24 protein-coding genes, 1 tRNA gene and 1 pseudogene are annotated in these 24978 nt (G+C 69.7%); 6 read left to right on the top strand and 20 right to left on the bottom strand.

Translation table 11 applies throughout. The features are described 5' to 3' along the window. Positions 1-152: 152 nt before the first annotated feature. Positions 153-521, top strand: coding sequence for a hypothetical protein (locus ACIG5F_RS34605; RefSeq protein ID WP_396524144.1), 369 nt, complete (start codon positions 153-155; stop codon positions 519-521). A gap of 5 nt (positions 522-526) precedes the next feature. Here the strand turns inward: ACIG5F_RS34605 and ACIG5F_RS34600 are convergent, their stop codons facing one another. The 4 genes and pseudogenes from ACIG5F_RS34600 to ACIG5F_RS34585 all read right to left on the bottom strand — a co-directional run bounded on the left by ACIG5F_RS34600 (position 527) and on the right by ACIG5F_RS34585 (position 2124). Then, a complete protein-coding gene (locus ACIG5F_RS34600) occupies positions 527-1117 on the bottom strand; it encodes a DUF5753 domain-containing protein (protein ID WP_396524194.1) in 591 nt (196 codons plus the stop codon). Between the two features lie 87 nt (positions 1118-1204). After that, positions 1205-1411 (bottom strand): annotated as a pseudogene (locus ACIG5F_RS34595) (helix-turn-helix domain-containing protein); the annotation flags it as partial. After that, positions 1389-1913 (bottom strand): DUF6879 family protein, encoded by a 525-nt coding sequence (locus ACIG5F_RS34590; RefSeq protein ID WP_396524143.1) that lies wholly within the window; start codon positions 1911-1913, stop codon positions 1389-1391. The gene ACIG5F_RS34590 and the pseudogene ACIG5F_RS34595, both read right to left, overlap by 23 nt. A gap of 4 nt (positions 1914-1917) precedes the next feature. Beyond that, the gene (locus ACIG5F_RS34585) at positions 1918-2124 is read right to left on the bottom strand and encodes a hypothetical protein (protein ID WP_396524141.1); all 207 of its coding nucleotides are present in this window, start codon (positions 2122-2124) and stop codon (positions 1918-1920) included. Between the two features lie 205 nt (positions 2125-2329). On the opposite strand from ACIG5F_RS34585, the gene ACIG5F_RS34580 reads away from it, so the two are divergent. After that, positions 2330-2689: a hypothetical protein gene (locus ACIG5F_RS34580; RefSeq protein ID WP_396524140.1), complete on the top strand. Its 360-nt coding sequence runs from the start codon at positions 2330-2332 to the stop codon at positions 2687-2689. A gap of 194 nt (positions 2690-2883) precedes the next feature. Here the strand turns inward: ACIG5F_RS34580 and ACIG5F_RS34575 are convergent, their stop codons facing one another. Further along, on the bottom strand, positions 2884-3288 hold the full coding sequence (locus ACIG5F_RS34575; RefSeq protein ID WP_396524139.1) for a formylglycine-generating enzyme family protein: 405 nt from the start codon (positions 3286-3288) through the stop codon (positions 2884-2886). Positions 3289-3427: 139 nt separating this feature from the next. On the opposite strand from ACIG5F_RS34575, the gene ACIG5F_RS34570 reads away from it, so the two are divergent. Then, on the top strand, positions 3428-4060 hold the full coding sequence (locus ACIG5F_RS34570) for a hypothetical protein (RefSeq protein ID WP_396524138.1): 633 nt from the start codon (positions 3428-3430) through the stop codon (positions 4058-4060). Between the two features lie 138 nt (positions 4061-4198). Here the strand turns inward: ACIG5F_RS34570 and ACIG5F_RS34565 are convergent. The 5 genes from ACIG5F_RS34565 to ACIG5F_RS34545 all read right to left on the bottom strand — a co-directional run bounded on the left by ACIG5F_RS34565 (position 4199) and on the right by ACIG5F_RS34545 (position 8003). Continuing rightward, positions 4199-4273: transfer RNA gene (locus ACIG5F_RS34565), tRNA-Leu, on the bottom strand. A gap of 114 nt (positions 4274-4387) precedes the next feature. Then, positions 4388-5500 (bottom strand): RimK family alpha-L-glutamate ligase, encoded by a 1113-nt coding sequence (locus tag ACIG5F_RS34560; RefSeq protein WP_396524137.1) that lies wholly within the window; start codon positions 5498-5500, stop codon positions 4388-4390. A gap of 2 nt (positions 5501-5502) precedes the next feature. Continuing rightward, a complete protein-coding gene (locus ACIG5F_RS34555; RefSeq protein ID WP_255360895.1) occupies positions 5503-5625 on the bottom strand; it encodes a hypothetical protein in 123 nt (40 codons plus the stop codon). Positions 5626-5781: 156 nt separating this feature from the next. Then, positions 5782-7107, bottom strand: coding sequence for an NAD(P)/FAD-dependent oxidoreductase (locus ACIG5F_RS34550; protein ID WP_396524136.1), 1326 nt, complete (start codon positions 7105-7107; stop codon positions 5782-5784). Between the two features lie 176 nt (positions 7108-7283). Beyond that, positions 7284-8003 (bottom strand): uracil-DNA glycosylase, encoded by a 720-nt coding sequence (locus ACIG5F_RS34545; protein WP_396524135.1) that lies wholly within the window; start codon positions 8001-8003, stop codon positions 7284-7286. Here ACIG5F_RS34545 and ACIG5F_RS34540 point away from each other — a divergent pair. Together ACIG5F_RS34540 and ACIG5F_RS34535 are read left to right on the top strand one after the other, a co-directional pair. After that, complete coding sequence (locus tag ACIG5F_RS34540; RefSeq protein ID WP_396524134.1) at positions 8002-9459, top strand: S10 family peptidase; 1458 nt, start codon at positions 8002-8004, stop codon at positions 9457-9459. The genes ACIG5F_RS34545 and ACIG5F_RS34540 overlap by 2 nt on opposite strands. 266 nt (positions 9460-9725) lie before the next feature. Continuing rightward, positions 9726-10544, top strand: a complete 819-nt coding sequence (locus ACIG5F_RS34535; RefSeq protein ID WP_396524133.1) for a hypothetical protein — start codon at positions 9726-9728, stop codon at positions 10542-10544. A 101-nt stretch (positions 10545-10645) separates the two neighbouring features. Here ACIG5F_RS34535 and ACIG5F_RS34530 read toward each other — a convergent pair whose 3' ends face one another. The 6 genes from ACIG5F_RS34530 to ACIG5F_RS34505 all read right to left on the bottom strand — a co-directional run bounded on the left by ACIG5F_RS34530 (position 10646) and on the right by ACIG5F_RS34505 (position 17703). Beyond that, on the bottom strand, positions 10646-11596 hold the full coding sequence (locus ACIG5F_RS34530) for an exopolyphosphatase (RefSeq protein ID WP_396524132.1): 951 nt from the start codon (positions 11594-11596) through the stop codon (positions 10646-10648). Positions 11597-11614: 18 nt separating this feature from the next. After that, a complete protein-coding gene (locus ACIG5F_RS34525) occupies positions 11615-12742 on the bottom strand; it encodes a lytic transglycosylase domain-containing protein (protein WP_396524131.1) in 1128 nt (375 codons plus the stop codon). A gap of 280 nt (positions 12743-13022) precedes the next feature. Then, on the bottom strand, positions 13023-13493 hold the full coding sequence (locus ACIG5F_RS34520; RefSeq protein WP_396524193.1) for a DUF501 domain-containing protein: 471 nt from the start codon (positions 13491-13493) through the stop codon (positions 13023-13025). A gap of 20 nt (positions 13494-13513) precedes the next feature. Further along, the gene (locus ACIG5F_RS34515; RefSeq protein WP_396524130.1) at positions 13514-14056 is read right to left on the bottom strand and encodes a septum formation initiator family protein; all 543 of its coding nucleotides are present in this window, start codon (positions 14054-14056) and stop codon (positions 13514-13516) included. Positions 14057-14060: 4 nt separating this feature from the next. After that, positions 14061-15347 (bottom strand): phosphopyruvate hydratase, encoded by a 1287-nt coding sequence (gene eno, locus ACIG5F_RS34510; RefSeq protein WP_396524129.1) that lies wholly within the window; start codon positions 15345-15347, stop codon positions 14061-14063. A 103-nt stretch (positions 15348-15450) separates the two neighbouring features. Next, entirely contained in the window at positions 15451-17703 is a 2253-nt protein-coding gene (locus ACIG5F_RS34505; protein ID WP_396524128.1) for a HelD family protein, read from the bottom strand. Between the two features lie 174 nt (positions 17704-17877). Here ACIG5F_RS34505 and ACIG5F_RS34500 point away from each other — a divergent pair, with 174 nt between their 5' ends. Next, positions 17878-18267 (top strand): tetratricopeptide repeat protein, encoded by a 390-nt coding sequence (locus ACIG5F_RS34500; RefSeq protein WP_396524127.1) that lies wholly within the window; start codon positions 17878-17880, stop codon positions 18265-18267. An 89-nt stretch (positions 18268-18356) separates the two neighbouring features. Here ACIG5F_RS34500 and ACIG5F_RS34495 read toward each other — a convergent pair whose 3' ends face one another. Genes ACIG5F_RS34495 through mfd form a run of 4 tightly spaced genes read right to left on the bottom strand, consistent with a single transcriptional unit; the run spans position 18357 to position 24782 of the window. After that, the gene (locus tag ACIG5F_RS34495) at positions 18357-19229 is read right to left on the bottom strand and encodes a lytic transglycosylase domain-containing protein (protein ID WP_396524126.1); all 873 of its coding nucleotides are present in this window, start codon (positions 19227-19229) and stop codon (positions 18357-18359) included. A 10-nt stretch (positions 19230-19239) separates the two neighbouring features. Next, positions 19240-20214, bottom strand: coding sequence for a MazG family protein (locus tag ACIG5F_RS34490; RefSeq protein ID WP_396524125.1), 975 nt, complete (start codon positions 20212-20214; stop codon positions 19240-19242). Beyond that, positions 20211-21185 (bottom strand): hypothetical protein, encoded by a 975-nt coding sequence (locus tag ACIG5F_RS34485; protein WP_396524124.1) that lies wholly within the window; start codon positions 21183-21185, stop codon positions 20211-20213. Before ACIG5F_RS34485 ends, ACIG5F_RS34490 begins: the two co-directional genes overlap by 4 nt. A 21-nt stretch (positions 21186-21206) precedes the next feature. Then, a complete protein-coding gene (mfd, locus tag ACIG5F_RS34480) occupies positions 21207-24782 on the bottom strand; it encodes a transcription-repair coupling factor (RefSeq protein ID WP_396524123.1) in 3576 nt (1191 codons plus the stop codon). Positions 24783-24978 lie beyond the last annotated feature (196 nt).

The raw sequence follows: 24978 nt of genomic DNA, 5'->3' as shown, positions 1-24978 counted from the left end.
AAGTCTGCCCAGGCATCGGCGGGGGTGCCGACACACCAAGGCGTCGGCCTGGGCGCTCCCACCCTGACACGTCTGCCAGTTTCGGCGACGAAGCCGGCGGTCAAGGACGAGACTGAAGCAAGGTCAGTTGAGCATGAAGGGTGTGGTGCAACATGTCGCGACCGGAGTCAGGCAGCCATCATCAGTGGGAGGACGTTCAGGCGGATCCCGACGAGCTGGCGGCGTTCGTGCCGTTCCGGCCAGGAGATCGCACTTCAGACAAGGGGCCGACGTCTAACGTCGGCTCGGACGTTGACAACAGAGTCTCTGCCACCTTTGGGGATTACAGCGAGGGCGATTCCGTCAGTGCGCGGCGCAACCTCGGCGGCATCCTCGGCGGAGCCGTACCCGCTGGCACTAGCGGTGAGATCGTCAGCATGGAGCGAGGCCTGCTGTCCGATTCAATTATCGTTCAATTCGAAAATGGCTACACAGAACAAGTTCGCCCAGATGGCATCAAACGAGACTCTAGCTGGTTCTAGCCCCATTACACGTCAGCCCCGCCGGTCATTAGATCGTCAATTTTCGCCAAGGTGCGGGTAATAATTCTTCGCGCAGCAGCGCCGAACACGGCCGATTTCCTCACCTCCTCAAACAAGGTCTCATACAGACGACGTTCGCCGGGTTGAGTGACATCAATACTCGCCGTTGGCGTTTCGAGCGCGACTCGTTTATCGTCGAAAATCCAGAACCCACCCGACGGTACAGGACCTACCCGAAGGGTCATCATTGGCACGATGCCCACAACAACGTTAGGAAGCGTCGATAGCGCCAAGAGTCGATCGAGCTGACCGGCCTGAATTTCAGCTGTGCCAAACCATGTCCGCAGCGCCTGTTCCTCCATGATCGCAATAAACCTCTTGTCTCCACGGTAAAGAATGCGCTGTCGCTCCATTCGCACAGCGACCGCTTCATCCAGGTCATCAACGATGTCAAGGAAGTCGATCCACCTGCGGAGCATGGCGGCACAGTAGTCCGCGGTCTGAAACAAGCCAGGCACAGCGTTGTGTTCATAGATTCGAAACAGGCGGGTACGCCTATAAGTGGCGAGCGTATGCGCCCCAAGCACACGTTTCATGCCAGACCGAGCCTGTCGACGAAACTCGACGTACGCCGACTCAACGGCCCGCAAGCTGGCTATCAGGTCCGGAACTTGCCCTTCAGCTCCGCATGCAACACACCAAGCCCGAATATCGCTATCAGTGGGCGGTTGGATGCCGTTTTCGATTTTGGAGACGCGAGTATAGTGCTGCCCAGTGAGCACAGCAAGGGCGCGGCCGGTGTGTCCCGCGTCTTTACGCAGGTCCCGCAGCCGCGCCCCGAGTGCCGCCTGCGCCGCTTTTGCAGCGTCAGACGATGGGCGTGTACTCATAGTGAGGAATTGCCAGAGGCCACACGGTCTCAAATGCCATTCTACATAGCAGAATATCAGCCGGATCGGTTGACGCAGTTTTGTCGATTCCAAGCCCATTACCGGCGTAGTGAAGAAACACGACTAGGCGCTCGTCAAACAGGTAGTAGTCGTTGCCTGGCAGTCCAATAGATGAAACACCTTTGCGCGGTATCCAACGTATGTCTTCCCCGGCATTGACCATTGGGCTTGCAATGCTGTACGACCAGCGCTGATAGTCGCTCAACGGTTCCGACACGATGCGAACCCGCCGCACCGACCGCCCAGCCGCAACATGCAGCTTCAGTTGATCGCACCAACCGTCCAACCACGCAAGATCGTCCGGCTCGCCTGCGACCCACTGCGCCATGTGTGGCAGCTCAACCGCGGTGCCGTAGGCATCCCTGGTTTCGAGGTGAACAGCCTCCCTGACGAATCCCGAAGCCAGCAGCTCATCGAACTCCCGGTCGGTGATCGAAGCCACCCCTTCACTGGCCGTTCTGCTGGAAAAACGGGATCATCCGGTCGGGAATTTCCACACAGGTCTCCCCGGCAGGGATATCCATTGCCGCCAGGGCACCCGGATCATCCACTACCCAGCCCTGCACGACCCATGACCCACGATCGGTCCGGTAAAGGGTGGGCGATCCGGTTGGGTTGGAGTCAGGGTCTCGTACGACCAACGTCAGCTGCATTGCGTGCCTCCCGTGTCACCCACGTTGCGAGGTGTTGCAGTGACATGCTCTCCCCGCCAATCACCCCACGTCAACGGCTGTCACCAGCTTGCCGACGTCGATCGGCCCACCTGGGTAAGGCTCGCAACATTTCGCAACTTCCTTCCCGAGGAACACCGGCCCGCCCTAGCGTCGGGACTCCCCGACGCCCGAAGGAGGCGACCGCATGGCTGCGCTTGAGCTGGCGATCGTGCTGTGGCCGGAGCTGGCTGACCTCCGCCACCTGGACGGCTGGCGATGGCAGCGCGGCACCGGCGAGGGCGATTTGGGGGAGGTCGGGTTGTGCGGGTACCGGCAGGTCTCGCCGGCTTGGATGGACGTGATGTGGATATTCGGTCCGAATGATGCGCACGCGGTGCGGTCGATGATCGAAGGGCCGGTCACGTGGCAGCGGGAGGGCACGGTCGCCGAGGTGGTGACGGCCATCGCACTAGTGCCGCGTCCGGGGCAACCGGGCGCCCCTCTGACGGCCATCGACGTGGGGTTGCCGGTGACTCCGGACGCGAACGTCCCCCAGCCCCGGTGAGTGGAGCGCTACTCCTGGTTGCCAGGGCAATGGTTCGAGTGGCGGCACGCGGTTCCAGTGGACATCCCAGCGGTGACACTCGCGGACGGCCGCACTGTCCGTTTCGGACTGTGCGGGCTAGCGACGGTCCGGCGTCGGTCACATTGGCCCCGGTGCCCGGCGTGCATGGCCCGGATACACGAGCACGCTTCTCTTTAGAGGCCCAGCAGCTTTTCCAAGCTCTCGGCCGGCGTGACACAGCGGAAGCCCGTGTCGTCATCGCACATCGACTCGGCCGCATCGTTGAAGGAGGATGGCGTTGCCCTGCTGAACGGGCTTGTCCACGTCCCGCCCTTGAGTTCGCGCCTACCCGGCGTGGACTCGGAGGAACACCACTCCCACACGTTGCCGCACATGTCGTATGCGCCGTACGGGCTGATACCTCTCTGGTAGCGGTCGCCGGGCGTGGTGCTGCCGATCCCATTCTCCCTGACGTTGCACTTTGCCGGAGTGGGCTGATCCCCCCAGGGATAGACCACCCCACGGGTTCCGCGCGCCACTTTCTCCCATTGCTGGCTTGTCGGCAACGCTTTGCCTGCCCACTCGGCAGTGCCGCACATCCTAGACGCCAACCCCACGAAAGGAACGAAGCGAAAGGCGTCGCGCAAGAGCCGTCGATTGGACTCTCGACGTGTTGTCAGCACCGTGCAGGCACGCACACTCCTCATAGAAGTTCCGAATCATGGGTCAAGCGGCCCCATGCTTGAAGCGTTTTTCGGTTCGATGTACTTCTCGGCTCTACGACCGGAGGAAGCGGCCAACTTGCGGGAACAGGATCTGACCTTGCCTTGGCAATTGTGGGATCCGAACGTTCCATGGTGGAAGGCCCCGGACGAGGCATGGGGAGCGATGCATGTGGCCGCAAGCGCGCCGTCGCCCGGTCAGGCGTGGAGCAACTCCGGTCTGAGACGAGAGGAGTCAAGTCCGCTCAAGGGGCGGGAAGTCGGGGAGGTGAGGCCCGTTCCGGTCCCGCCGCCGCTGGCGTTCATGCTGTGCGCCCACATCGCATGGTTCGGCACCGACGGCACAGGACGGCTGTTCTACGGCTGGCGGGGCGGCCAACTCTCGGAGAGCACGTACTGCCGCGTCTGGGACCAAACGCGTCGGGCGGTCTTCGTTGACAGCGTCTACGAGTCGCCGCTGGCGGACAGGCCATACGACCTCCGCCACGCTGCGGTGAGTTTCTGGATCACCAGCGGCACACCGCCGACGACGGTGGCTGCATGGGCCGGACACAGCCTCACCGTGCTGAACGAGATCTACGCCACACAGCTTGAAGGTCAGGAGGTGATCGCCCGGCAGCGCATCACGGCGGCCCTGCGGGGCGGGTGAGCGCCCTGCCTTGGGGCAGAAATAGGGCAAGAACAGCCGGAGTCGGCCGGACAGGGCCGGACATCACTGGACTGGGGTTGATCGTCCCTCGACCGGGTTAACGCTGGTCGAGGGGCGGTTCGACCTGGTGACGCTGAGTGCCCCCGATCGGACTCGAACCGACACTCTGACCCTTTTAAGGGGCCTGCCTCTGCCTGATTGGGCTACGGGGGCCTGGGGAGCCTAAGCCGTCCGACTGCCCAAGGTCAGGTACTTACAGCCAATTGAGACCCTGTTCGCCCGGCCGGCGGATCGTTCGGGCATCCGGTGGGGGTACGAGCACGTCACTCAACGGCCCCGATCGGCGGCGAGCAGCTCGCCGAAACGCACGGCCACCCACTCGTGCACGGCGTCGGACACGTCGGTGCTGCCGGCGCGGTGCTCGAACCAGCGCCAGTCGCAGTTGACGTTGACCTCAAGGAAGACGTGCTCACCATCGACGACCAGCAGGTCGAAGGCGGCGACCTGGAGCCGCCAGTGCCGGGCCAGCGCCCGCAGCCGGTCGGCCAGCGCGCACGGCACCTCGGTGGGCTTGACCGAGACGTTGTCGGGGTCGACCCACAGCTGGGCCGGGTCGTACTTGTCCACCTGGAAGCCGATCAGCCGCTCGCCGACCACGAAGATCCGCAGCTCGGTGTCGGCGGCCAGGTACTGCTGCACGATCACCGGCGCGGCCTCGGGCACGTCCCCGGCCCGGGCGGTGTCCAGCGGCCGGGGGAACAGCCCGTGCTGCACGCCGGGCCGCGGCTCGACGAGGTGCCGCCCGGACGTCTTGACGATGCACTGCCCGCCGCCGGGCCTGCTCCGCCCGGGTTGGGTCGTCACGGCCGTCCTGGGCGTCCTCAGCCCGAAAGCGGCGGCATCGGCGAGCTGGGTGAGCCGGTTGAGGTGCCCGGTGGCCCTGGCCGGGTTCACGTGGGCCCACTCGGTGCGCTCGGTGAGCCAGCCGGCCACGGTCGACCACTGGTCCAGCGCGTAGGCGCCGCTGATGGTCCGCGGGTCCACCGGCATGGCCGCCAGCTCGAAATGGCGCCGCCAGACCAGCAGGGGGCGCAGCAGCCAGCGGTCGAGCTCCAGCAGCGGGGTGTCGGTGTAGATCGTCAACGCCAGGTCGAGGCAGCGGTCCACGTCGATGCGGGCCATCCGGATGCCCCGCTCGGCCAGGGCGATGGACAGCTCGTTCATCTCCATGTCGGCCGATCGGGCCAGCACCAGCACGCAGGGCGAGGGCTCGCCGCTGTCCTCGACCATCTCGAGGCGGTGGATCTGCTCCTGGAAGTCGTAACAGCCGCTGGGCGCGCGGAAGACGTAGTCCTGGCCCTGAAGGAGCAGCGGAGTCGGACGGGCGGGGAGCATCGGCTGGGGCGGGCCGTCCGACTGGGCCCGCCCAGCGCCGATCATGCTCAGTCGTCCTTCTTGCTGCGGGAGATCCGCTCCGCGCGTGCGTACTCGGCAGCGAACTCCGCGAGCGCCTGGTCCTCGATCTCGCCGCTGCGCAGTTGCGCGGCCAGGTCCTCCATCGACATCGCGGTCACCTCTTTCCCCGAAGGCGCATCACACGTTCAGGCGATCCGCCCCGGGTAGTTTCGGGACCCGCCTAACGCAATGTCAAGACGACTGACACCGATCATAGCCCATTCGGCGGATCAAGCCCGGCGTGTCGTGTGCCGAAGAGGAGATTCTCAGCTCTTCGTAACCCGGTCGAACTCGGCCCTAGGGTCGTTGATCTGACCCAGCGACACCACCTCGCGCTTGAGCAGCCACGAGCCCAGCCAGTCGAAGGCCACCCGCACCTTGCGGTTGAACGTGGGCATCCGGGACACGTGGTAGGCGCGGTGCATGCCCCAGGCGACGAAGCCCTTGGCCTTGACCCCGTAGACGTCGGCCACGCCCTTGTAGAGGCCCAGGCTGGCCACCGAACCGACGTACTTGTGCAGGTACGGCTTCGGCTTGCGGCCACGCAGCACCGACACGATGTTCTTGGACAGCTGCGCGGCCTGCCGCACCGCGTGCTGGGCCGACGGGCTGCACGTGGCGGCCGGGTCGACGTCGGTCTTGGACAGGTCCGGCACGGCGGCGTTGTCGCCGGCCGACCAGACGTTGTCCAGGCCCTGCACCTGCATGGTGGCCGTGCAGATCACCCGGCCGCGCTGGTCCAGCGGCAGGTCGGTCTCGGCCAGCACCGGGTTGGCCTTCACGCCGGCGGTCCAGATGATGGTGTCGCCGTCGTACTCGGTGCCGTCGTCGAGGACGACGTGGCCGTCCTCCATGGTCTTGATCCGGGTGTCGAGGTAGACCTCGATGCCGCGGGCCTCCAGCTGCTTGACCGTGTAGACGCCCAGGCTCTCGCGGACCTCGGGCATGATCCGGCCGGTGGCCTCGACCAGCACCCAGCGCATGTCGGCCGGGTCCAGGTTCTCGTAGTAGCGCAGCGCGTAGCGGGCCATGTCCTCCAGCTCGGCCAGCGCCTCGATGCCGGCGTAGCCGCCGCCGATCACGGTGAACGTGAGCAGCTTCTTGCGGATCTCCGGGTCGTCGGTGGTGGAGGCCAGGTCCAGCCGCGACAGCACGTGGTTGCGCAGGTAGATGGCCTCGCCGATGGTCTTGAAGGCGATGCCGCGCTCGGCAAGGCCGGGGATCGGCAGCGTGCGGGCGACCGAGCCGAGGGCCACGACCAGCACGTCGTAGCCGATCTCCTCGACGTGGCCGTCGGTCATCTCGACGGTCGCGACCTTGTTCGCGTTGCTGATCTTGGTGACCCGGCCGGTGAGCACGTGGCACTTGCGCAGCACCCGGCGCAGCGGCACGACCACGTGGCGCGGCTCGATCGAGCCGGCCGCGGCCTCGGGCAGGAAGGGCTGGTAGGTCATGTGCGGCTGCGGGTCGACAACCGTGACCGACGCCTCCCGGGACCTCAGTTTCTTCTGCAGGCCCAACGCGGTGTACATGCCGACGTAGCCACCGCCGACGATCAGGATCCTCGCGGGTTCCGACTTCACTGCCGCCATACGCGTAATGGTCGCACCCGCCGCCCCGGGCCGCTGCCCACAACCGGCCCGATGTGACGGCGATCCCTGGTGACCATGATCACTGACCGTTGCCAGCCGGTCCGACTTGACTGGTTCATCCCGGTTGGCCGAATCGGTTCACCGACCGAAAGGGGCAGGATCGGCGCACCTTACCGTCACTTTCGGTCACCGGCGAACTCCTGGGCCCGGCGAAACACGTCGCGCAGCATCGCCTGGGTCAACCGACCGGTGAAGGTGTTGTGCGGCGACACGTGATAGCAGCCCAGCAGCGTGAGCGCCGGGCCGCCGTCCGCCGCCGGCAGCGTGATCTCCACACCGTGCCCGAACACCGGCCGCGGCTTCGGCACCTGCCAACCCGCCGCGCTCAACACCGGCAACAGCGCCTGCCAGCCGAACGCCCCGAGCACGACCACCGCTCGCAGTGTGGGCCGCAGCAGCTCCAACTCCGTCGCCAGCCAGGGCCGGCAGGTGTCCCGCTCCTGCGGCGTCGGCTTGTTCTCCGGCGGCGCGCACCGCACCGGGGCCGCCATCCTCGTGTCGATCAACCGCATGCCGTCCGCGCGGGACACCGCGTGCGCCTGCGAGGCCAGCCCCACCGCGTGCAGCGCCTCGAAGAGGAAGTCGCCGCTGCGGTCGCCGGTGAACATGCGCCCGGTCCGGTTCGAGCCGTGCGCCGCCGGCGCCAGCCCGACCACCATGATCCGCGCGTCCGCCGGGCCGAACCCCGGCACCGGCCTGGCCCAGTACTGCTCTTTTCGGGCCCGGCTCTGCGTCGCCGCCGCCTCCCGCCAGGCCACCAGCCGCGGACACCGTCGACAAGTGATCACCGCGTTGTCCAGATCCTGTAGATCCACGATGGTTAGGGTTTCACCCATGGCAGCCAACGACGAGCAGAAGCCCAGCGAAGAGCCCACCGACGACCTGGTCACCAGCCAGCACTCGATCACCGTCGGCGGCCGGGAGCTGGCCTACACCGCGACCGCCGGGCGGATCGTGCTGCGGCAGGAGAAGCACACCGACGGGGCCTTCGACGGCAACGTGGCCAAGGCCGAGGTGTTCCTCACCGCGTACACCCTCGACGACGCCGATCCCGGCCAGCGCCCCGTGACCTTCGCGTTCAACGGCGGGCCGGGCTCGGCCAGCGTCTGGCTGCACCTGGGGCTGTTCGGGCCCCGCCGGGTCGTCAGCGGCGATGTCGGCGACCTGACGCCCCCGCCGTACGCGCTCGTCGACAACGCCGAGACGCTGCTGGCCGACAGCGACCTCGTGTTCATCGACCCGGTGTCCACCGGCTACTCGCGGGCCGTCAAGGGCGGCAAGCCCGAGGAGTTCCACGGCTTCGCCGCCGACATCGAGTACATCAGCGAGGTCATCCGGCTGTGGACCTCGCGCCACGACCGCTGGATGTCGCCCAAGTTCATCGCCGGCGAGTCCTACGGCACCACCCGTGGCGCGGCCATCGCCGAACGGCTGCAGTCCAAGTACGGCATGTACCTCAACGGACTGATCCTCATCTCCACCGCGATGGACTTCAACGCCCTGGACTTCAGCGAGGGCAACGAACTCCCGTACGCGCTGTTCGTGCCGACCTACGCCGCCATCGCCCACTACCACGGCCTGCACGGCGACCGCGCCCTGTCCGACGTGGTCGCCGAGGCCGTGGAGTTCGCCAACCGGGACTACCTCTGGGCTCTCGTGCAGGGCAGCCGCCTGTCTCCGGAAGACCGTCAGTCCACTGTGGACCGACTCGCCGCCATCACCGGCCTGTCCCCCGACTACGTCGACCGGGTCAACCTGCGCATCGAGCACATCCGCTTCTTCACCGAGCTCCTGCGCTCGCGCCGCCTCACCGTCGGCCGCATCGACGGCCGCTTCACCGGCTGGGAGGCCGACTACGGGCGTGAGCGCTTCAGCCACGACCCGTCCATCAGCGCCATCACCGGCCCGTACGCCTCCGCGCTGAACCACTACCTGCACGGGGAACTCAACTACCGCAACGAGCTGCCCTACGAGGTCCTCTCCGACCGGGTTCGCCCCTGGTCCTACAAGGACTTCGAGAACTCCCACGTCACCGTGGCCGACAAGCTCGCCGCCGCAATGCGCACCAACCCCCACCTCCGCGTGCACATCGCCGCCGGCTACCACGACGGCGCCACCCCCTTCGCCGGCAGCGACCACGTCGTCGCCCACCTCGCCATCCCCGACGAGCTCCGCGCCAACATCGACCTCGCCTACTACGAGGCCGGCCACATGATGTACATCCACGAACCCAGCCGCCTCCAACAGTCCGCCGACATCGCCGCCTTCGTCCGCACCTCCTCCAACCGCTAACCCCCACCCCCGCCACCCCTTGACGCTTGGAAGGGGGCTTTCCTCCACTCCAAGTGGAGGAAAGCCCCCTTCCAAGCTCATCGGCCGGGATTGCCAGGTTGCTGCGGCAGCATGGGCGTATGGATAGAACATGCTGGTCAGCCCATGCTGACAAGTTGGTCAAAGAGAGCCATCGGGGCGTCATCAAGGTGCGTAGGCTCCACCGGCTGGGCGTACCTGAGTCGACCTCGTACAAACGATGTCAACCCGGTGGCCCCTGGCGGTGGTTGCTGCCTGGCATCGTCCTACTGTCGAACGGCGAGCCGACGAGGCAACAACAGGTCGAAGCGGCCTTGCTGCACGGCGGACCGGACGCCATCGTCACCGGAACCGAGGCCGCACTGCGATACGGACTCGCCAACCTTCCACCAGATCCCTTGATCCACCTCCTAGTGCCGCACGGCAGACAAATCCGTAGCGCGGGCTTCGTGCGCGTCGAACGAACGATCCACATGCCTGAGTCGATTCGACGCAACGGCGTGCCATTGGCTCCACTGGACCGAGCCGTACTGGATGCCGCACGTCGTTGGCGCAAGATCGACCCGGTACGAGCATTGCTCAGCGAGGCCGTGCAGCGTGGTCGATGCCGGCCGCAGGACCTGATGGTCGAACTCGATTCGGGAAGCAGCCGAGGGTCCGCCCTCCCGCGTCGGGTGCTCGGCGAGATCGACTCCGGCGCGCGATCCGTCGCTGAGGCGTACGGTCTTCGACTCTGGAAGGCCTCGGGGTTGCCGATGGCAGTGTGGAACCTTCCCGTGTTCGACAGCTCCGGTCAGTTCATCGCGGTGCCGGACGCCTGGTGTGACGACGTCGCGCTCGCCTGGGAGATCGACTCATTCGAGTGGCACCTCAGCACCAAGGGATACGCCAGAACCGTCGCACGCAACACGCGTTACGCCGGTGCGGGCATCGTCGTGGTGCAGACCCTGCCCTCACGTCTGCGCGACGATCCACAGGGCGTCATAGCCGAGCTGCGTGCCGCATACGCCGCTGCGAAGGCACGACCACGCCCAGCCGTCACCGTCCACCCCTCCAGTGCCGCCTGACGACCTGTCGAGGCTTGGAAGGGGGCCTTCCACCACTCGGAGTGGAGGAAGGCCCCCTTCCAAGCGATGAAGGCATGGGGGGGGGAGAGACGGGGCGGGGGTTACTTGAGCAGGGAGAGGGCGATGCCGTCGAGGATGTCCTTCTCGCTGACGGTGAGGTGGGTGATGCCGGCGTGCTCGGCGAGGTGGTCGGCGAGGACGCGGAGGATGATGGCGCCGCCGCCGATGACGTCGACGCGGCCGGGGTGGATGGTGGGGACGGCGGCGCGCTCGTCGTGGGTCATGGTCAGCAGGCGGTCGCCGACGGAGTGGATCTGCTCCGTGGACAGGGTGGAGAGGTGGGTGGCGAGGACGTCGTAGGACGGGAGGTCCTGGGCGACGGCGGAGAGGGTGGTGACGGTGCCGGCTACGCCGATCCAGGTGCGGGCCTTGGCCACGGGGACGGCGTCGAAGGCGGCGGACAGGACCGACGAGGCCAAGGCGGAGGCCTCGGCGATTTGAGAAGGCGTGGGGGGATCGGACTGCAGGCAGCGTTCGGTGATGCGGACGCAGCCGATGTCGACGGACTTGGCGGCCTCGACGCCGGAGTCGGAGCCGAGCACGAGTTCGGTGGAGCCGCCGCCGATGTCGACGACGAGGAAGGGCCCGTCGGCGGGGTCGCAGTCGCCGACGGCGCCGGTGAAGGAGAGCCGGGCCTCCTCGTCGCCGCTGATGACCTCGGCCTCGACGCCGAGGACCTCTCGGGTCATGGCGAAGAAGTCGTCCCGGTTGGCGGCGTCCCGGGTGGCGGAGGTGGCGACCATGCGCACGGCCTCGACGCCCTTGCGCCGCAACAAAGCGGTGTAGTCGACGAGGGCGGCCCGAGTGCGCTCCAGCGCCTCGGGGGCGAGCCGGCCGGTGGCGTCGACGCCCTGCCCGAGGCGCACGATGCGCATCTCGCGATGGACGTCACGCAGCGAACTCGATCCATCGTCGCCGACGGTGATGTCCGCGATGAGCAGACGGATCGAGTTCGTCCCACAGTCGATGGCGGCCACCCGCGAGTGCTTCATGCCACCAAACTAGCCGGTTCAGCTCGGCTTGCTGGTCTCCGAAGGCGTGGAGGTGGTGGTCGGCGTCGGGCAGCCGGGCGGCACGGAGGTGCTGGTCGGCGTGGGGCTGGTCGTGGTGGTCGACGTCGGCGCGGTCGGGCACGTGGGGGTCGTGGTGGTGGTCGTGGTGCTCGTGCCGTCGGTCGTCGTCGTGGTGGTGGTCGTGGTCGTCGACGTCGCGGTGGTGGTCGTGGTGACCGTGGTGGTGGACGTCGGCGTGGTGGTCGTGGTGGTCGACGTCGACGTGGTCGGGTCCGTGGGCGTCGTCGGGGTCGTGGGGTCGATCGTGTGCTTGGGCGGGTCGGTCGGACCGACGAACGGCGGCGCGGGGGCCGGCTGGATCATCGGGACGCTGGTGTTGTTGGGCAGCGTCTCCACGCCGGTCGCGTACGAGGCGGCCCACGACAGGACGTTGGCCACGTAGGCGTCGGACTGGTTGTAGCGGAACACGGCGGCGGACCGCTGCGCGGGATCGCGCATGTCGCCGCCGCCGGCGCACAGGTAGTTGGCGGCGGCGAAGGCGGCGTCGTAGATGTTGTTCGGGCTCGCGGTGCCGTAGGTCTTGGCGTTGGAGTCGGCCGCGTACGCCGCCCACGTCTGCGGGATGAACTGCATGGGACCGACGGCCCGGTCGTAGACCGTGTTGCCGTCCCATTTGCCGCCGTCGGTGTCGTGGATCAGGGCGAAGCCGCCGCTGCCGTCGAGCACCGGGCCGAGAATGGGCGCGAGGGTGTTGCCGGTGGCGTCCACGGCCCCGCCGCGGGCGTGGTTGGACTCGATACGGCCGATGCCGGCCAGCAGCGGCCAGTCCAGGTGGCAGTTGGGGTTGTGCGCGGCCTCGAGCTGCTCGGCCCGCTGGTACGCGGCCAGCGCGGCGCCGGGGATGCCGAGGGGGCCGTTGGGCAGGCCCAGGGCGCTGGCGCCGTCGGTGCTGGCCGGGTCGCCGATCTGGGGGCTGGGGTCGAGGTTCTGCGGGAGCTGACCGGTGGCGCCCAGCGGGTTGGTCGGCTGGGGCTGGTTGATCGGCGTGGTGTGCGCGGTGTTGACCCACGCGAACGCGGCGTCGCCGGCCAGGACCATGGGGGCCAGCATCGCGGTGACGGTCACCGCTGCACGCCATCGGCGGTCGGGTGCGACTCGCGCGGCCTTGGGAGTCCGGGCTCTGACGCTGTGCACACCCACGCGGATCCACGCTCCTCGTCTCGACCACATGACCCAGATGCGATCGTCGCCTACACGCCGTTAGCTCACGGTCAGCCTGCTACACACCCGAGCAGGTGTCACTGTGTCGTGGCATATTTGCACCTCGGGGTCGGCACAGTAGCCCAAATGGAAGACACAGAGTCACCAAAGATGTCACCGACGTACAGATGCCGGTCCCTTGACGTCAGGCGCAGTCGCCTGCTGGCCAGTCCTCGGCCAGCGCGGCCAGGGCCTCGTCGCCGAACGGGTTGACGCCGGGGCCGCAGGCCAGGGCGTGGGCGATGTGCACGTGCAGGCACTTGACCCGGCCGGGCATGCCGCCGGCGCTCACCTCGGTGCCCAACGAGTCGATGGCGTCGCGTTCGGCCAGGTAGGAGCGGTGCGCGGCCAGGTACCGGGCGGCCAGCTCCTCGTCCTCGGCCAGCCGAGCGGTCTGCTCCCGCATCATCCCGGCCGCCTCCAGCCTGCTGGCCAGCGAGGTCAGCCGCGGGCAGGTCAGGTAGTACAGCGTCGGGAACGGCGTGCCGTCCTCCAGCCGCGGCGCGGTCTGCACGACCGAGGGGTGCCCGCTGGGACAGCGGTGCGCGATCGCCCGCAGCGCGCGCGGCGGACGGCCGAGCTGCCGGGCGATCACCTCCCGGTCCGCCTCGGTGATCGGTTCCCGAACCCCCGCCGTCACGAGCCACTCCCGATGATCGAATTCCACAACTGCTCGAACCAAGGCTGATCGGCCGCCTGCTGCTGCGGCGAGCCGTGCTGGTCGCCCTGCTGCCCGTCGCCGGGCAGCTGGACGGTGTACGGCGTCTCCCCCGGCATCACCATGCCGAGCCGGCTGCGGGCCTCGGCCTGGATCTGCGCGGGATCGGACAACTGCTGCTTGCGCTGCTCCAGCTGCTGGGCCTGGGCCTGGAGCTGGGCCTGCTCGGCCAGCTCCTGCTCGACCTGCGCGTGCTGGGTCAGGTACGTGCGCAGCGGCACGGCGATGGACAGCGCCAGCGCGCAGACCACCATCGCCAGCACCGCGGCCTGCCGGGTGGCCGACAGGCCGAACGCGCCGCCGGTGCGGGCCCGGTCGGCGGTGCGCCGCGCCCGGGGCGGCCGTGGCGGCTGCTCCTGCTCGGAGACGGCCGGGCGGCCCGTTCGCCGGGCACGGTCGGCGCCGCGACGCTGGCCGGAGGTGTCCTGCCTGCGCCGCGGCTGCCGACCGCGCTCGGGCATGCCGTCAGGCCTCCGCGCTGAACCGCGGGAAGGCCAGCTCGCCGGCGTAGCGGGCGGCGTCGCCGAGGGTCTCCTCGATGCGCAGCAGCTGGTTGTACTTGGCGGTGCGCTCGCCGCGGGCCGGCGCGCCGGACTTGATCTGGCCGACGCCGGTGGCCACGGCCAGGTCGGCGATGGTGGTGTCCTCGGTCTCGCCGGACCGGTGGCTCATCATCGACCGGTAGCCGTAGGAGGTGGCCAGCGCGACCGCGTCCAGCGTCTCCGACAGCGTGCCGATCTGGTTGACCTTCACCAGCAGCGCGTTGGCGGCCCGGCGGGAGATGCCCTCCTCCAGGCGCTCCGGGTTGGTGACGAACAGGTCGTCGCCGACCAGCTGCACCTTGTCGCCGAGCTCGGAGGTCAGCTGCACCCAGCCGTCCCAGTCGTCCTCGGACATCGGGTCCTCGATCGACACCAGCGGATAGGAGCTGACCAGCTCGGCGTAGTACGCCGCCATCTGCTCGGCGCTGCGCTTGGTCTTCTCGAACGTGTAAGCGCCGTCCGAGTAGAACTCGGTGGCGGCCACGTCCAGGGCCAGCGCCACGTCCCGGCCCAGCTTGTAGCCGGCCTTCTCCACGGCGGAGACGATCAGGTCGAGCGCCTCGCGGTTGCTGGCCAGGCTGGGCGCGAAGCCGCCCTCGTCGCCGAGGCCGGTGGCCAGGCCCTTGCTCTTCAGCACGGACTTGAGCGCGTGGTAGACCTCCACGCCCCAGCGCAGGCCCTCGCGGAAGGACTCGGCGCCGATCGGCGCGATCATGAACTCCTGGATGTCCACGTCGGTGTCGGCGTGCGCGCCGCCGTTGAGGATGTTCAGCATCGGCACCGGCAGGATGTGCGCGTTGGGGCCGCCCAGGTAGCGGAACAGCTCCAAGCCGCTGGACTCGGCGGCGGCCTTGGCCACCGCCAGCGAGACGCCGAGGATGGCGTTCGCGCCCAGGCGGCTCTTGTCCGGGGTGCCGTCCAGGTCGACCAGCTTCTGGTCCACCACCCGCTGCTCGACGGCCTCGATGCCGACCAGCTCGGGCCCGATCTCGTCGAGCACCGCGGTGACGGCCTTCTCCACGCCCTTGCCGTTGTACCGGGTCGAGTCGCCGTCACGCAGCTCGACGGCCTCGTGCTCGCCGGTCGACGCGCCCGACGGCACCGCCGCCCGGGCCAGCGTGCCGTCGTCCAGCGCGACCTCCACCTCCACGGCGGGGTTGCCCCGCGAGTCCAAAATCTCGCGCGCGCCGACCTGCTCGATGACCGCCACAACAGCTCCTATCCAGCGTTCAGGGGCTCGTCCCGCGACCAGCCTAGCCGGGGTGGGCGATCACCCGGAGGAGGCACGCACGTGAGCCGAAACGTGAGGGTAATCAATCTGAATCGAGGGAGAACGGGGTCAGCTTGCCGAGCACGGCCGGCAGCGGTCCGGTATGCACCACCCCGAGCCGCCGGGTGGCCCTGGTCATGGCCACGTACAGGTCGTTCGCGCCGCGCGGCGACTCGTCCAGCAGCAGCCCCGGCTCGACCAGCAGCACCGAGTCGAACTCCAGGCCCTTGGCCTGGCCGACGGTCAGCACCACCACGGGGCTCTCCAGGTCGTCCCCGCCGACCGGGAACTCGCCGGCCAGCGACCGCGGCACCAGCACCGCGAGCCGGCCGTCGTCCAGCCGCGCCACCTCGCGCTCCACGGCCCGGGCCACCGCCTCCTTGAGGTCGGCGACCTGCTCGTGCCACGGCGGCAGCCCCGAGTCGCGGACCGAGCTCGGCGGCACCGCGTCCGGGTCCAGGCTGGCCAGCACGTCGGTGGCCACGGCCATGATCTCGGCCGGGGTCCGATAGTTCACGGTGAGTTCGGCCAGCCGCCACCGGTCGGCCACGTACGGGCTGAGCACCTGGCCCCACGACGTGGTGCCGGCCAGGTCGCCGGTCTGCGCGATGTCGCCGACCACGGTCATGGACCGGCTGGGGCAGCGTCGCATCAGCACCCGCCACGCCATCTCCGACAGCTCCTGCGCCTCGTCCACGATCACATGGCCGAAGGTCCAGGTCCGGTCGTCGGCGGCGCGCTCGGCGGCGGTCAGGTAGTCGCTCTGGGCCACGCGGGCGACCAGGGCGTCGGCGTTGAGCATGTCCACGGCCATCAGCACGTCGGGGTCGGACTCGTCCTGGAGATCCAGGATGTCCAGCACACCCTGGGCGTAGGCCAGGTCCTGCCGGCGCTTGGCCGCGGCGGCGGCCTTGATCGCCCGGTCGTCCTCGCCCAGCAGCTCGGCCGCCTCGTCCAGCAGCGGCGCGTCGGCCGGCGTCCACTCCGCGCCGGGATCACGGTGCAGCAGCGTCCGGTCGGCCGGGGAGAGGCCGCGGCCGGCGGCGTTCAGCCGCTTCTCGGACGCGTACAGGTCGGTGAGCAGCTGCTCCGGGGTCAGGATCGGCCACAGCTTGTCGATCGCGGCCATCACCCGGTCGTCCTCGCGCAGCTCGGCGCGGATGTCGGCGACGTCGTCGGCGTCCAGGAACTGCGAGCCGAGCCGGTTGGCCACCAGCCGGGCCAGCGCGCCGATGATCTCCCGCTCGAACACCGGCCGGGCCGCGTTGTGCGGACGGCGCGAGCGACGGGCCCGGCCGCGGGCGTCGGCCAGGGTCTTGCGGTCCAGCACCAGCGTGTCGCGCTCGTGCGGGATCTCGATGCCGTCACGCGGCACCCACTGCCGGTCCCGCACCGCCGCGGCCAGCACGTCGGCCATGACCAGGCGGCCCTTGACCGCGCTGACCTCCACCGGCTCGGCGCCCACGGCCTTGAGCCCCGGATACAGCTCGCCGACGGTGTTGAGCAGCACGCCGGTCTCGCCCAGCGACGGCAGGACCTGGCTGATGTAGTTGAGGAAGGTCGAGTTGGGGCCGACCACCAGCACGCCGCGCTTCTCCAGCTGGCGGCGGTGGGTGTAGAGCAGGTAGGCGGCGCGGTGCAGGGCCACCGCGGTCTTGCCGGTGCCGGGGCCGCCCTGCACGACCAGCACGCCGTTCAGCTCGGACCGGATGATCTTGTCCTGCTCGGCCTGGATGGTGGCGACGATGTCGCTCATCCGGCCGGTGCGGCTGGCCCCGACCGCGGCCAGCAGGGTCGCCTCGCCGACCAGGCCCTCGTTGCGGCCGGGCACGGCCTGGGCCAGGTCCAGCACCTCGTCGTCCAGGCCGACCACGTCGCGGCGGCGGGTGCGGATGTGCCGGCGGCGGGTCACGCCGTCCGGGGAGGCGGCGGTGGCCAGGTAGAACGGGCGGGCGGCCGGCGCGCGCCAGTCCATCAGCAACGGTTCGTAGTCGCCCTCGGTGCGGAAGATGCCGATTCGCCCGATGTGCTGATGTTCGCCGTCGGAGAAATCGAGCCGGCCGAAGCACAGGCCGTTCTCCACCGCGCTGTACTGGGCCAGATCGCTGGAGTGCATCGCCGTCGCGGTGTCCCGCTCGGAACGGGCCTGTGGTGTGCCGCCGCTTTCCAGCAGCACCCGGGCCAGCCGGCGCGACGTCTGTTCCCGGAGGTCGTCGAGGCGTCCGTAGAGCATCGACACGTATTCCTGCTCACGGCCGATTTCCTCGGTGTCCGGAATACTCGCAGGGCTTGACAACTGTCCTCACTCACCGTTAATCTCTGGCCTAGCCACGTTTATTTGTGCTGCATATCTGTGCGCTCAGACCGGTAAATCTATCAAACCGCTGGTCGCGCGCGCCACCTGTCGCCGGGGTTGTGCCCGGATGGTCCATCGAACTCGCAGCCGATCTTGCGTACTGTGGGAACGACCATGAGCGACAGCACCTTCGAGGCGTTCCGACGGGCCGAGGCGCTGGTGTCGAACGGCCGTCCGCTGGACGCGCTGCGCGAGCTGCGCCCGGTGCTCGAAGCCGCGCCCAACCTGCCAAGCGTCGTGCAGCTGGCGGGCCGCGCCTACCTCAACTCCGCCCAGTTCAGACGGGCCGAGGAGGCGTTCAGCCGGCTCGTCGAGATGGACCCGAGCGATCACTACTCGCTGTTCGCGCTGGGCAAGACCCTGCAACGGCAGGGCCGGTTCAGCGAGGCCGTCGCCAAGCTGCGGCTGGCCGTGGCCATGAGCCCGCAGCCCGAATACCAGGAGGCCCTCGGCGAGGTCAGCGCCCGCCTGGCCTTCCGCGCCGACCCCCAAGCCGGCGACTAACCCCCACCCCGGCGCTTGGAAGGGGGCTTTCCTCCACTCGGAGTGGAGGAAAGCCCCCTTCCAAGCGCCAAGAGGCCGGGGGGCGGGGGTCAGAGGCGGCCGAGGCTGACCTTGCCGTAGGCGTCGGCGTTGCTGAAGACGTCCTGGCCGTAGGCGGTCGAGTTGTTGTAGGCCAGCACGCCGTCCCACCAGTCCTTCGGCACGGCCAGGTCGCCGCCCATCGCGCACAGGTAGCGGCCGGCGGTCATGGCGGCGTCGTCGATGTTCTGCGGGTCCGGGGCCTTGCCGTCGCCGCTGGCCCGCACGCCCCAGCGGCGCCAGGTGGCCGGCGCGAACTGCATGGGGCCGACGGCGTGGTCCCACGTGGCGTCCCCGTCCAGCGCGCCCTTGTCGGTGTCGGGCACGGCCAGGAAGCCGGGCGAGCCGTCCAGGGCCGGGCCGATGATCGGCTTGGACTCCTCGCCGCTGGCCAGCACGCTGGCCCCGCCGTAGCGGCCGTGCTTGGACTCGACCCGGCCGACGCCGGCCAGGGTGGCCCAGGTCAGGTGGCAGGCCGGATTCCTGGCCTGGTAGGCCAGGTCGGCGTTGGCGTAGGCGACCAGCACCCGCTCGGGCACGTCGGTGTAGTAGGCGACCCGCTTGATCCAGCCCTGGAAGTTCTCCCGCGGCGCCGCGGTCTGGGCGGCCGGCACGGGGGTGGCCGGGCCGGGGATCGCCGAGCCGCGGGCCACGTCCAGCGGCGGCACCTCGAACGGCGGCGGCCCGGTCGGCCCCGGCGGAGTCGGCGGGGCGGGATGGCTCAGCCAGTTCACGGCGTAGATCGCGCCGGCCCCCAGGGCCAGCACCAGCGCGACCAGGAAGATCTTGCCGAACAGCTCGCCGCCCCGACCCCGGCGGGGCGGGCGCGGCGACTGGGCGAATGGCGACTCGGCCGGCGAGCGCGGAGGGGTCGAGTAGGCCATGAGCCCCAGGCTACGTGGCCAAACGCGACTGAGGCTGTGGCCAGTGCCGGCGCCAGTCGTCGGCGGTGAGCCTGGTCGGGTCGAGGCCGGCGGCCTTGGCCGAGAGCTCCGCGGCGCGCACATCCCGTTCGAACTGCCGGGCCACGGCCCGCAGCTCGGTCTCCGGATCCTCGCCGGCCAGCTTGGCCACGGCGGTCACGCCGAACAGCGTGGCCCCGGTGTCGTCGCCGGCCGGCAGCAGGTCCACCGGCAGGCCGACGCGGGCCACCCGCTGGGTCAGCTTGGCCGCCAGCGACACCGCGGGCTGGCCCAGCGCCACGCCGTCCACGCTGGACTCGCGCTTCTTCTCGGCCTGCTTGAGCTCTTCCCACCGCCGGTCGTGGCCGTCGGGCTCGAAGCCCTCCTCCTCGGTGGCGAACACGTGCGGATGCCGGCCGACCAGCTTGTCCACCAGGTCCCCGGCGACCTGGTCGATGTCGAACGGCTCGGTGGCGTGCTCGGCCGCCACCCGGGCGTGGAACAGCACCTGGAGCAGCACGTCGCCGAGCTCCTCGCGCAGCGCCGGCCGGTCGCCGTCCTCGATGGCCTCCAGCAGCTCGTAGGTCTCCTCGACCAGGTACTGCCGCAGCGACTCGTGGGTCTGCTCGGCGTCCCACGGGCAGCCGCCGGGCGAACGCAGCCGGTCCATCACCGCGGCCGCGTCCAGCAGGCCCGAGCCGGCCGGCTCGGGCGTGTCGATCCGGGTCGCGCCGGCGGCCAGCAACGCGGCCGCCGCCGGCTCGGAGGCGTCGGCGGCGATCAGCACCGCGTCGGCGTCGGCCGTCACCTCCTCGGCCGCCACCTCCCGGGCGCCGAGGGACTGCCGCAGCTGCTCCGGAACGTCCTTGCCGGCCCACACCTCGGCGGCGGCCCGCAGCGCGGGCAGCGCCGCCGCCGGCAGCACACCGGGCAGGCGCGGGCTGAGCAGGACGACTACGGCGGTCACGGGTTCGCGGTCCTCACCGTCTTCAGGATGGACGAGGACTCGCCGTCGCTGGGCGAGACCAGGCCGGTCAGCGGCTCCCACACGCCGAAGCGCGGGTTGAGCGTGATGCCGACCTGCTGGGCGTAGCGGACCATCTGCTCCTGGCCGAACGCCCCCGCGACCTGGCTGACGTCCTGGCCGCCGGTGGTGTCGCCGGCGTTGTCCGAGCGCTTGATCACGTAGGCGATGACCCAGATGTTCTCCTGCTGCACCGGGAACGCGATGACCGAGCCGGCGTTGGCGGCGAACATCTGGCCCAGCTCCTGCGGCGTGGTCGCCGGGGAACCGGTCAGGTTGACCGTGGACTGGGCGGTGCCGTCCTGGCTCTGCGCGCCGGCCATCGCCGCCTTGAAGATCTGGGCGTGCTGGTCGGGGTTGGCCACCACCTTGTCCACCAGCGCCTGCGCGCCGTTGCGGTCCTGGGTGACCGCGTAGTCGTAGGTGACGCTGGTGGTGCGGACCTGCTTGGCGCCGATGGCGTTCCACAGCAGCTGGTCGCGGATGTAGTTCTTGTACATGTCGCCCTTGACCGGGATGTTCGCGGTCTGGCTGAACGAGGGCGCCTGGCCGGAGGCGGCCTGCTGGGCGTAGGCCCGGTCCACCTGGTCCTCGCTGACCTTCACCCCGAGCTTGGCCGCCAGCTGCTTGGTCGCCTCGTCCCACACCGCGAGTTGGACGATCGTCCGGGCGATCGGCGGGAAGGTGCTCGGCTTCTGCTGCTGCAACTGCCGGGCGTCCGCGCTGCCGGCCAGCACCGAGGCGATGTCGGCCTGGACCGCGTCCAGGCCGACCGTGCTGCCGCCGACCACGGCCGCGGCTCCGATGTCACCACCACCCGGTCCGGTGCCACAACCGGTGACCAGGGCGCCGACGGCGGCGCACGCGGCGAGGACGGCAATCGGACGGCGAATGGCGATCGTCACAGTGCGCACTCTCTCACAGTGAAGATGATCTCAACCAGCCGCTACCGGCTTGGGTTTTCCGACAAGGGACTCGATGAAGTGGGCGCACCAGTCCAGCAACTCGGTGTCCCGCAGCGGCGGCGCGCCGATGCGGCCGCCGGCCGGGCCCTCGGTGGGGCGGGGCACGGAGACGGTGTGGGTGGCGGCCTTGTGCACGGCCTTGGGGTACAGGCGCTTCATCCGGATCAGCTGCGAGTCCAGCAGTTCCATCGGCGCGAAGCGGATCGAGCTGGCCTGGGTGGCCACCTCGGTGACGCCGTGGGCGCGGCAGGTCTGGCGGAAGCGGGCCACCGCCAGCAGCCGCTCGACCGGGGCCGGCGGCTCGCCGTAGCGGTCCTGGAGCTCCTCCCGCACGGCCTGCAACGCGGTCTCGTCGAAGGCGGCCGCGATCTTGCGGTACGCCTCCAGCCGCAGCCGCTCCCCCGGCACGTAGTCGTGCGGGATGTGGGCGTCGACCGGCAGGTCGACGCGGACCTCGGCCATTTCGTCGGCGTCCTCCTCGGACGGCGCGCCGGCACTCTTGCGGAAGGCCTCCACGGCCTCGCCGACCAGGCGGACGTAGAGGTCGAAGCCGACGCCGGCGATGTGCCCGGACTGCTCGGCGCCGAGGATGTTGCCGGCGCCGCGGATCTCCAGGTCCTTCATCGCCACGGCCATGCCCGCGCCCAGTTCGGTGTTCTGGGCGATGGTGGCCAGCCGGTCGTGCGCGGTCTCGGTGAGCGTGCCGTCCGGCGGGTACAGGAAGTAGGCGTAGCCGCGCTCGCGGGCCCGGCCGACGCGGCCCCGCAGCTGGTGCAGCTGGGCCAGGCCGAGCATGTCGCCGCGCTCCACGATCAGCGTGTTGGCGTTGGAGATGTCCAGGCCGGTCTCGATGATCGTGGTGCAGACCAGGACGTCGAACTCCCGCTCCCAGAAGCCCTCGATCAGCTTCTCCAGGCGGTCCTCGTTCATCTGGCCGTGCGCGGTGGCCACCCGGGCCTCCGGCACCAGCTCGCGCAGCCGGCGGGCGGCCCGCTCGATCGAGGACACCCGGTTGTGCACGTAGAACACCTGGCCGTCGCGCAGCAGCTCGCGGCGGATGGCCGCGCCGACCTGCTTGTCGTCGTAGGCGCCGACGTAGGTCAGGATCGGGTGCCGCTCCTCGGGCGGGGTGAGGATGGTGGACATCTCACGGATGCCGGCCAGGCTCATCTCCAGGGTGCGCGGGATCGGGGTCGCTGACATGGTCAGCACGTCCACGTGCGTGCGCAGGGCCTTGATGTGTTCTTTGTGCTCGACGCCGAAGCGCTGCTCCTCGTCCACGATGACCAGGCCGAGGTCCTTGTAGCGCAGGCCGGTCTGGAGCAGCCGGTGCGTGCCGATGACGATGTCGACCTCGCCGTCGGCCAGGCCGGTGACCACCTTCTCCGACTCCATCGGGTCGGTGAACCGGGACAGGCCGCGGACGTTGACCGGGAACTGCCGCATCCGCTCGCTGAAGGTGTTGAGGTGCTGCTGGGCCAGCAGCGTGGTCGGCACCAGCACCGCCACCTGCTTGCCGTCCTGCACCGCCTTGAACGCGGCGCGGACGGCGATCTCGGTCTTGCCGTAGCCGACGTCGCCGCAGATCACCCGGTCCATCGGGACCGCGCGCTCCATGTCCCCCTTCACCTCGTCGATGGCCGCCAGCTGGTCGGCCGTCTCGGTGAACGGGAAGGCGTCCTCCAGCTCGCGCTGCCAGGGGGTGTCCGGGCCGAAGGCGTGGCCGGGGGCCGACTGCCGGGCCGCGTACAGCTGCACCAGCTCGGCGGCGATCTGCTTGACCGCCTTCTTGGCCTTGGCCTTGGTGTTCTTCCAGTCCGAGCCGCCCAGCTTGTTCAGCGTCGGCAGCTCGCCGCCGACGTAGCGGGAGACCTCGTCGAGCTGGTCGGTCGGCACGAACAGGCGATCGCCGGGCTGGCCGCGCTTGCTGGCGGCGTACTCCAGCACCAGGTACTCGCGGGTGGCGCCGGCCACCGTACGCTGCACCATCTCCACGTAGCGGCCGATGCCGTGCTGCTCGTGCACCACGTAGTCGCCGGCCCGCAGGGCCAGCGGGTCCACCGCGTTGCGGCGGCGGGACGGCATCTTGCGCATGTCCCGGGTGGAGGTGCCGCCGCGGCCGCCGGTCAGGTCGGTCTCGGTGAGCACCACCAGGCTCAGGCCGCTGGCCAGGAAGCCGTCCTCCAGCGAGCCTCTGGCCACCGTCACCAGGCCCGGCTCCGGGGCCTCGGCCAGGCCGTTCTCGGCCAGCCGGGCCGGCACCTCGGCCTCGGCCAGCTGCTCCACGGCCCGCTGCGCCGTGCCGGTTCCCGGCACCACCAGCACCGCCGTGCCGCCGGCCGCCGCGTGCGCGCGCAGGTCGGTGAAGGCCCGGTCCACGTCGCCCCGGTAGGACTCCACCGGCGCGATGTCCAGTCGCAGCACGCCGTCCGCGTCGGTGGTCAGCTGGCTCAGCGTCCACCAGGCCCGGCCGCCGTCCACCGTGGTCGTCGCCACGTCGGCCAGCGCCCGGTAGGCCGAGGCCCCCAGGTCGATCGGGGCCTTGCCGCCGCCCGCGGCCGCCATCCAGGAGGCCTCCAGGAACTCCTGGCCGGTGCGGACCAGGTCCTGGGCCCGGGTGCGGATCTTCTCCGGGTCGTTGACCAGCACGATCGTGCCGTCCGGGACGACCTCCGTGAGCAGCTGGAGCTCGCCCGGGCACAACGCCGGGATCAGCGCCTCCATGCCCTCCACCGCGATGCCGTTGGACAGCTTGTCCAGCATCTCCGCCAGCTGGGCGTCGGCCCGGTGCTCGGCCGCCAGCTCTCCCGCGATCGCCTTGACCTCGTCGGTCAGCAGCAGCTCACGGCAGGGCGGGGCCGTGAAGGCCTCGATCTGGCTGGGCAGCGACCGCTGGTCGGCCACCGAGAAGGGCCGGATCTCGGTCACCTCGTCGCCCCAGAACTCCACCCGGACCGGGTGTTCCGAGGTCGGCGGGAAGACGTCCAGGATGCCGCCCCGGACCGCGAACTCGCCGCGCTTCTCCACCATGTCCACGCGCACGTAGGCCAGCTCGGCCAGGCGTGCCACCAGCTGCTCGAAGTCGTGCTCCGCGCCAACGGCCAAGTGCACCGGGGCCAGCTCGCCCAGGTTCGGGGCCATCGGCTGGATCAGGCTGCGGACCGTGGCCACGACCACCTTGGCCTGGCCCGCCGGGTGCTCCTCCGGATGCGCGAGCCGCCTGAGCACCTCCAGCCGGCGGCCCACCGTGTCCGCCCGGGGCGACAGACGCTCGTGCGGCAGCGTCTCCCAGGACGGGAACAGCTCCACCGCCCCGTCGCCCAGCAGGTCCTTGGCGATCGCCCCCAGCTCCTCGGCCTCGCGGCCCGTCGCCGTGATCGCCAGCACCGGCCGCTCCGTGGCCAGCGCCGCCACCAGCAGCGACCGCCCCGCCGGCGGCCCCTCCAGCTCCAGGCGCGGCGCTCCCACCGCCTCCAGCGCCTCACGCAGCGACTTGTCCGCGAGCACGGCGGTCAACAGACCGGACAGTCGGCCGGGCTGGGTCACTTCGACAGTCCCCCTCGGGTGCGCTTCGACACGCCACCAAGCCTAGGACGCCACCCCGACAAGAACCGTCCGTGGTCTGAAAGGCCTGGTCAGCGCGATATGCGGGGATGTGGTCACCCGCCGCTGTCCCGCACGTTAGCAGCGCCGGCAGCCACCCCGGGTGTGGATTTCCCGTACCGGCGGGAAGCTGACGGCC

Origin of the sequence: Kutzneria sp. NPDC052558 (genome assembly GCF_044547355.1) — a bacterium.
Taxonomy (GTDB): Bacteria; Actinomycetota; Actinomycetes; order Mycobacteriales; family Pseudonocardiaceae; genus Kutzneria.
Note: the sequence above shows the minus strand (reverse complement) of the source record. Positions and strands in the feature narration are given on the sequence as shown.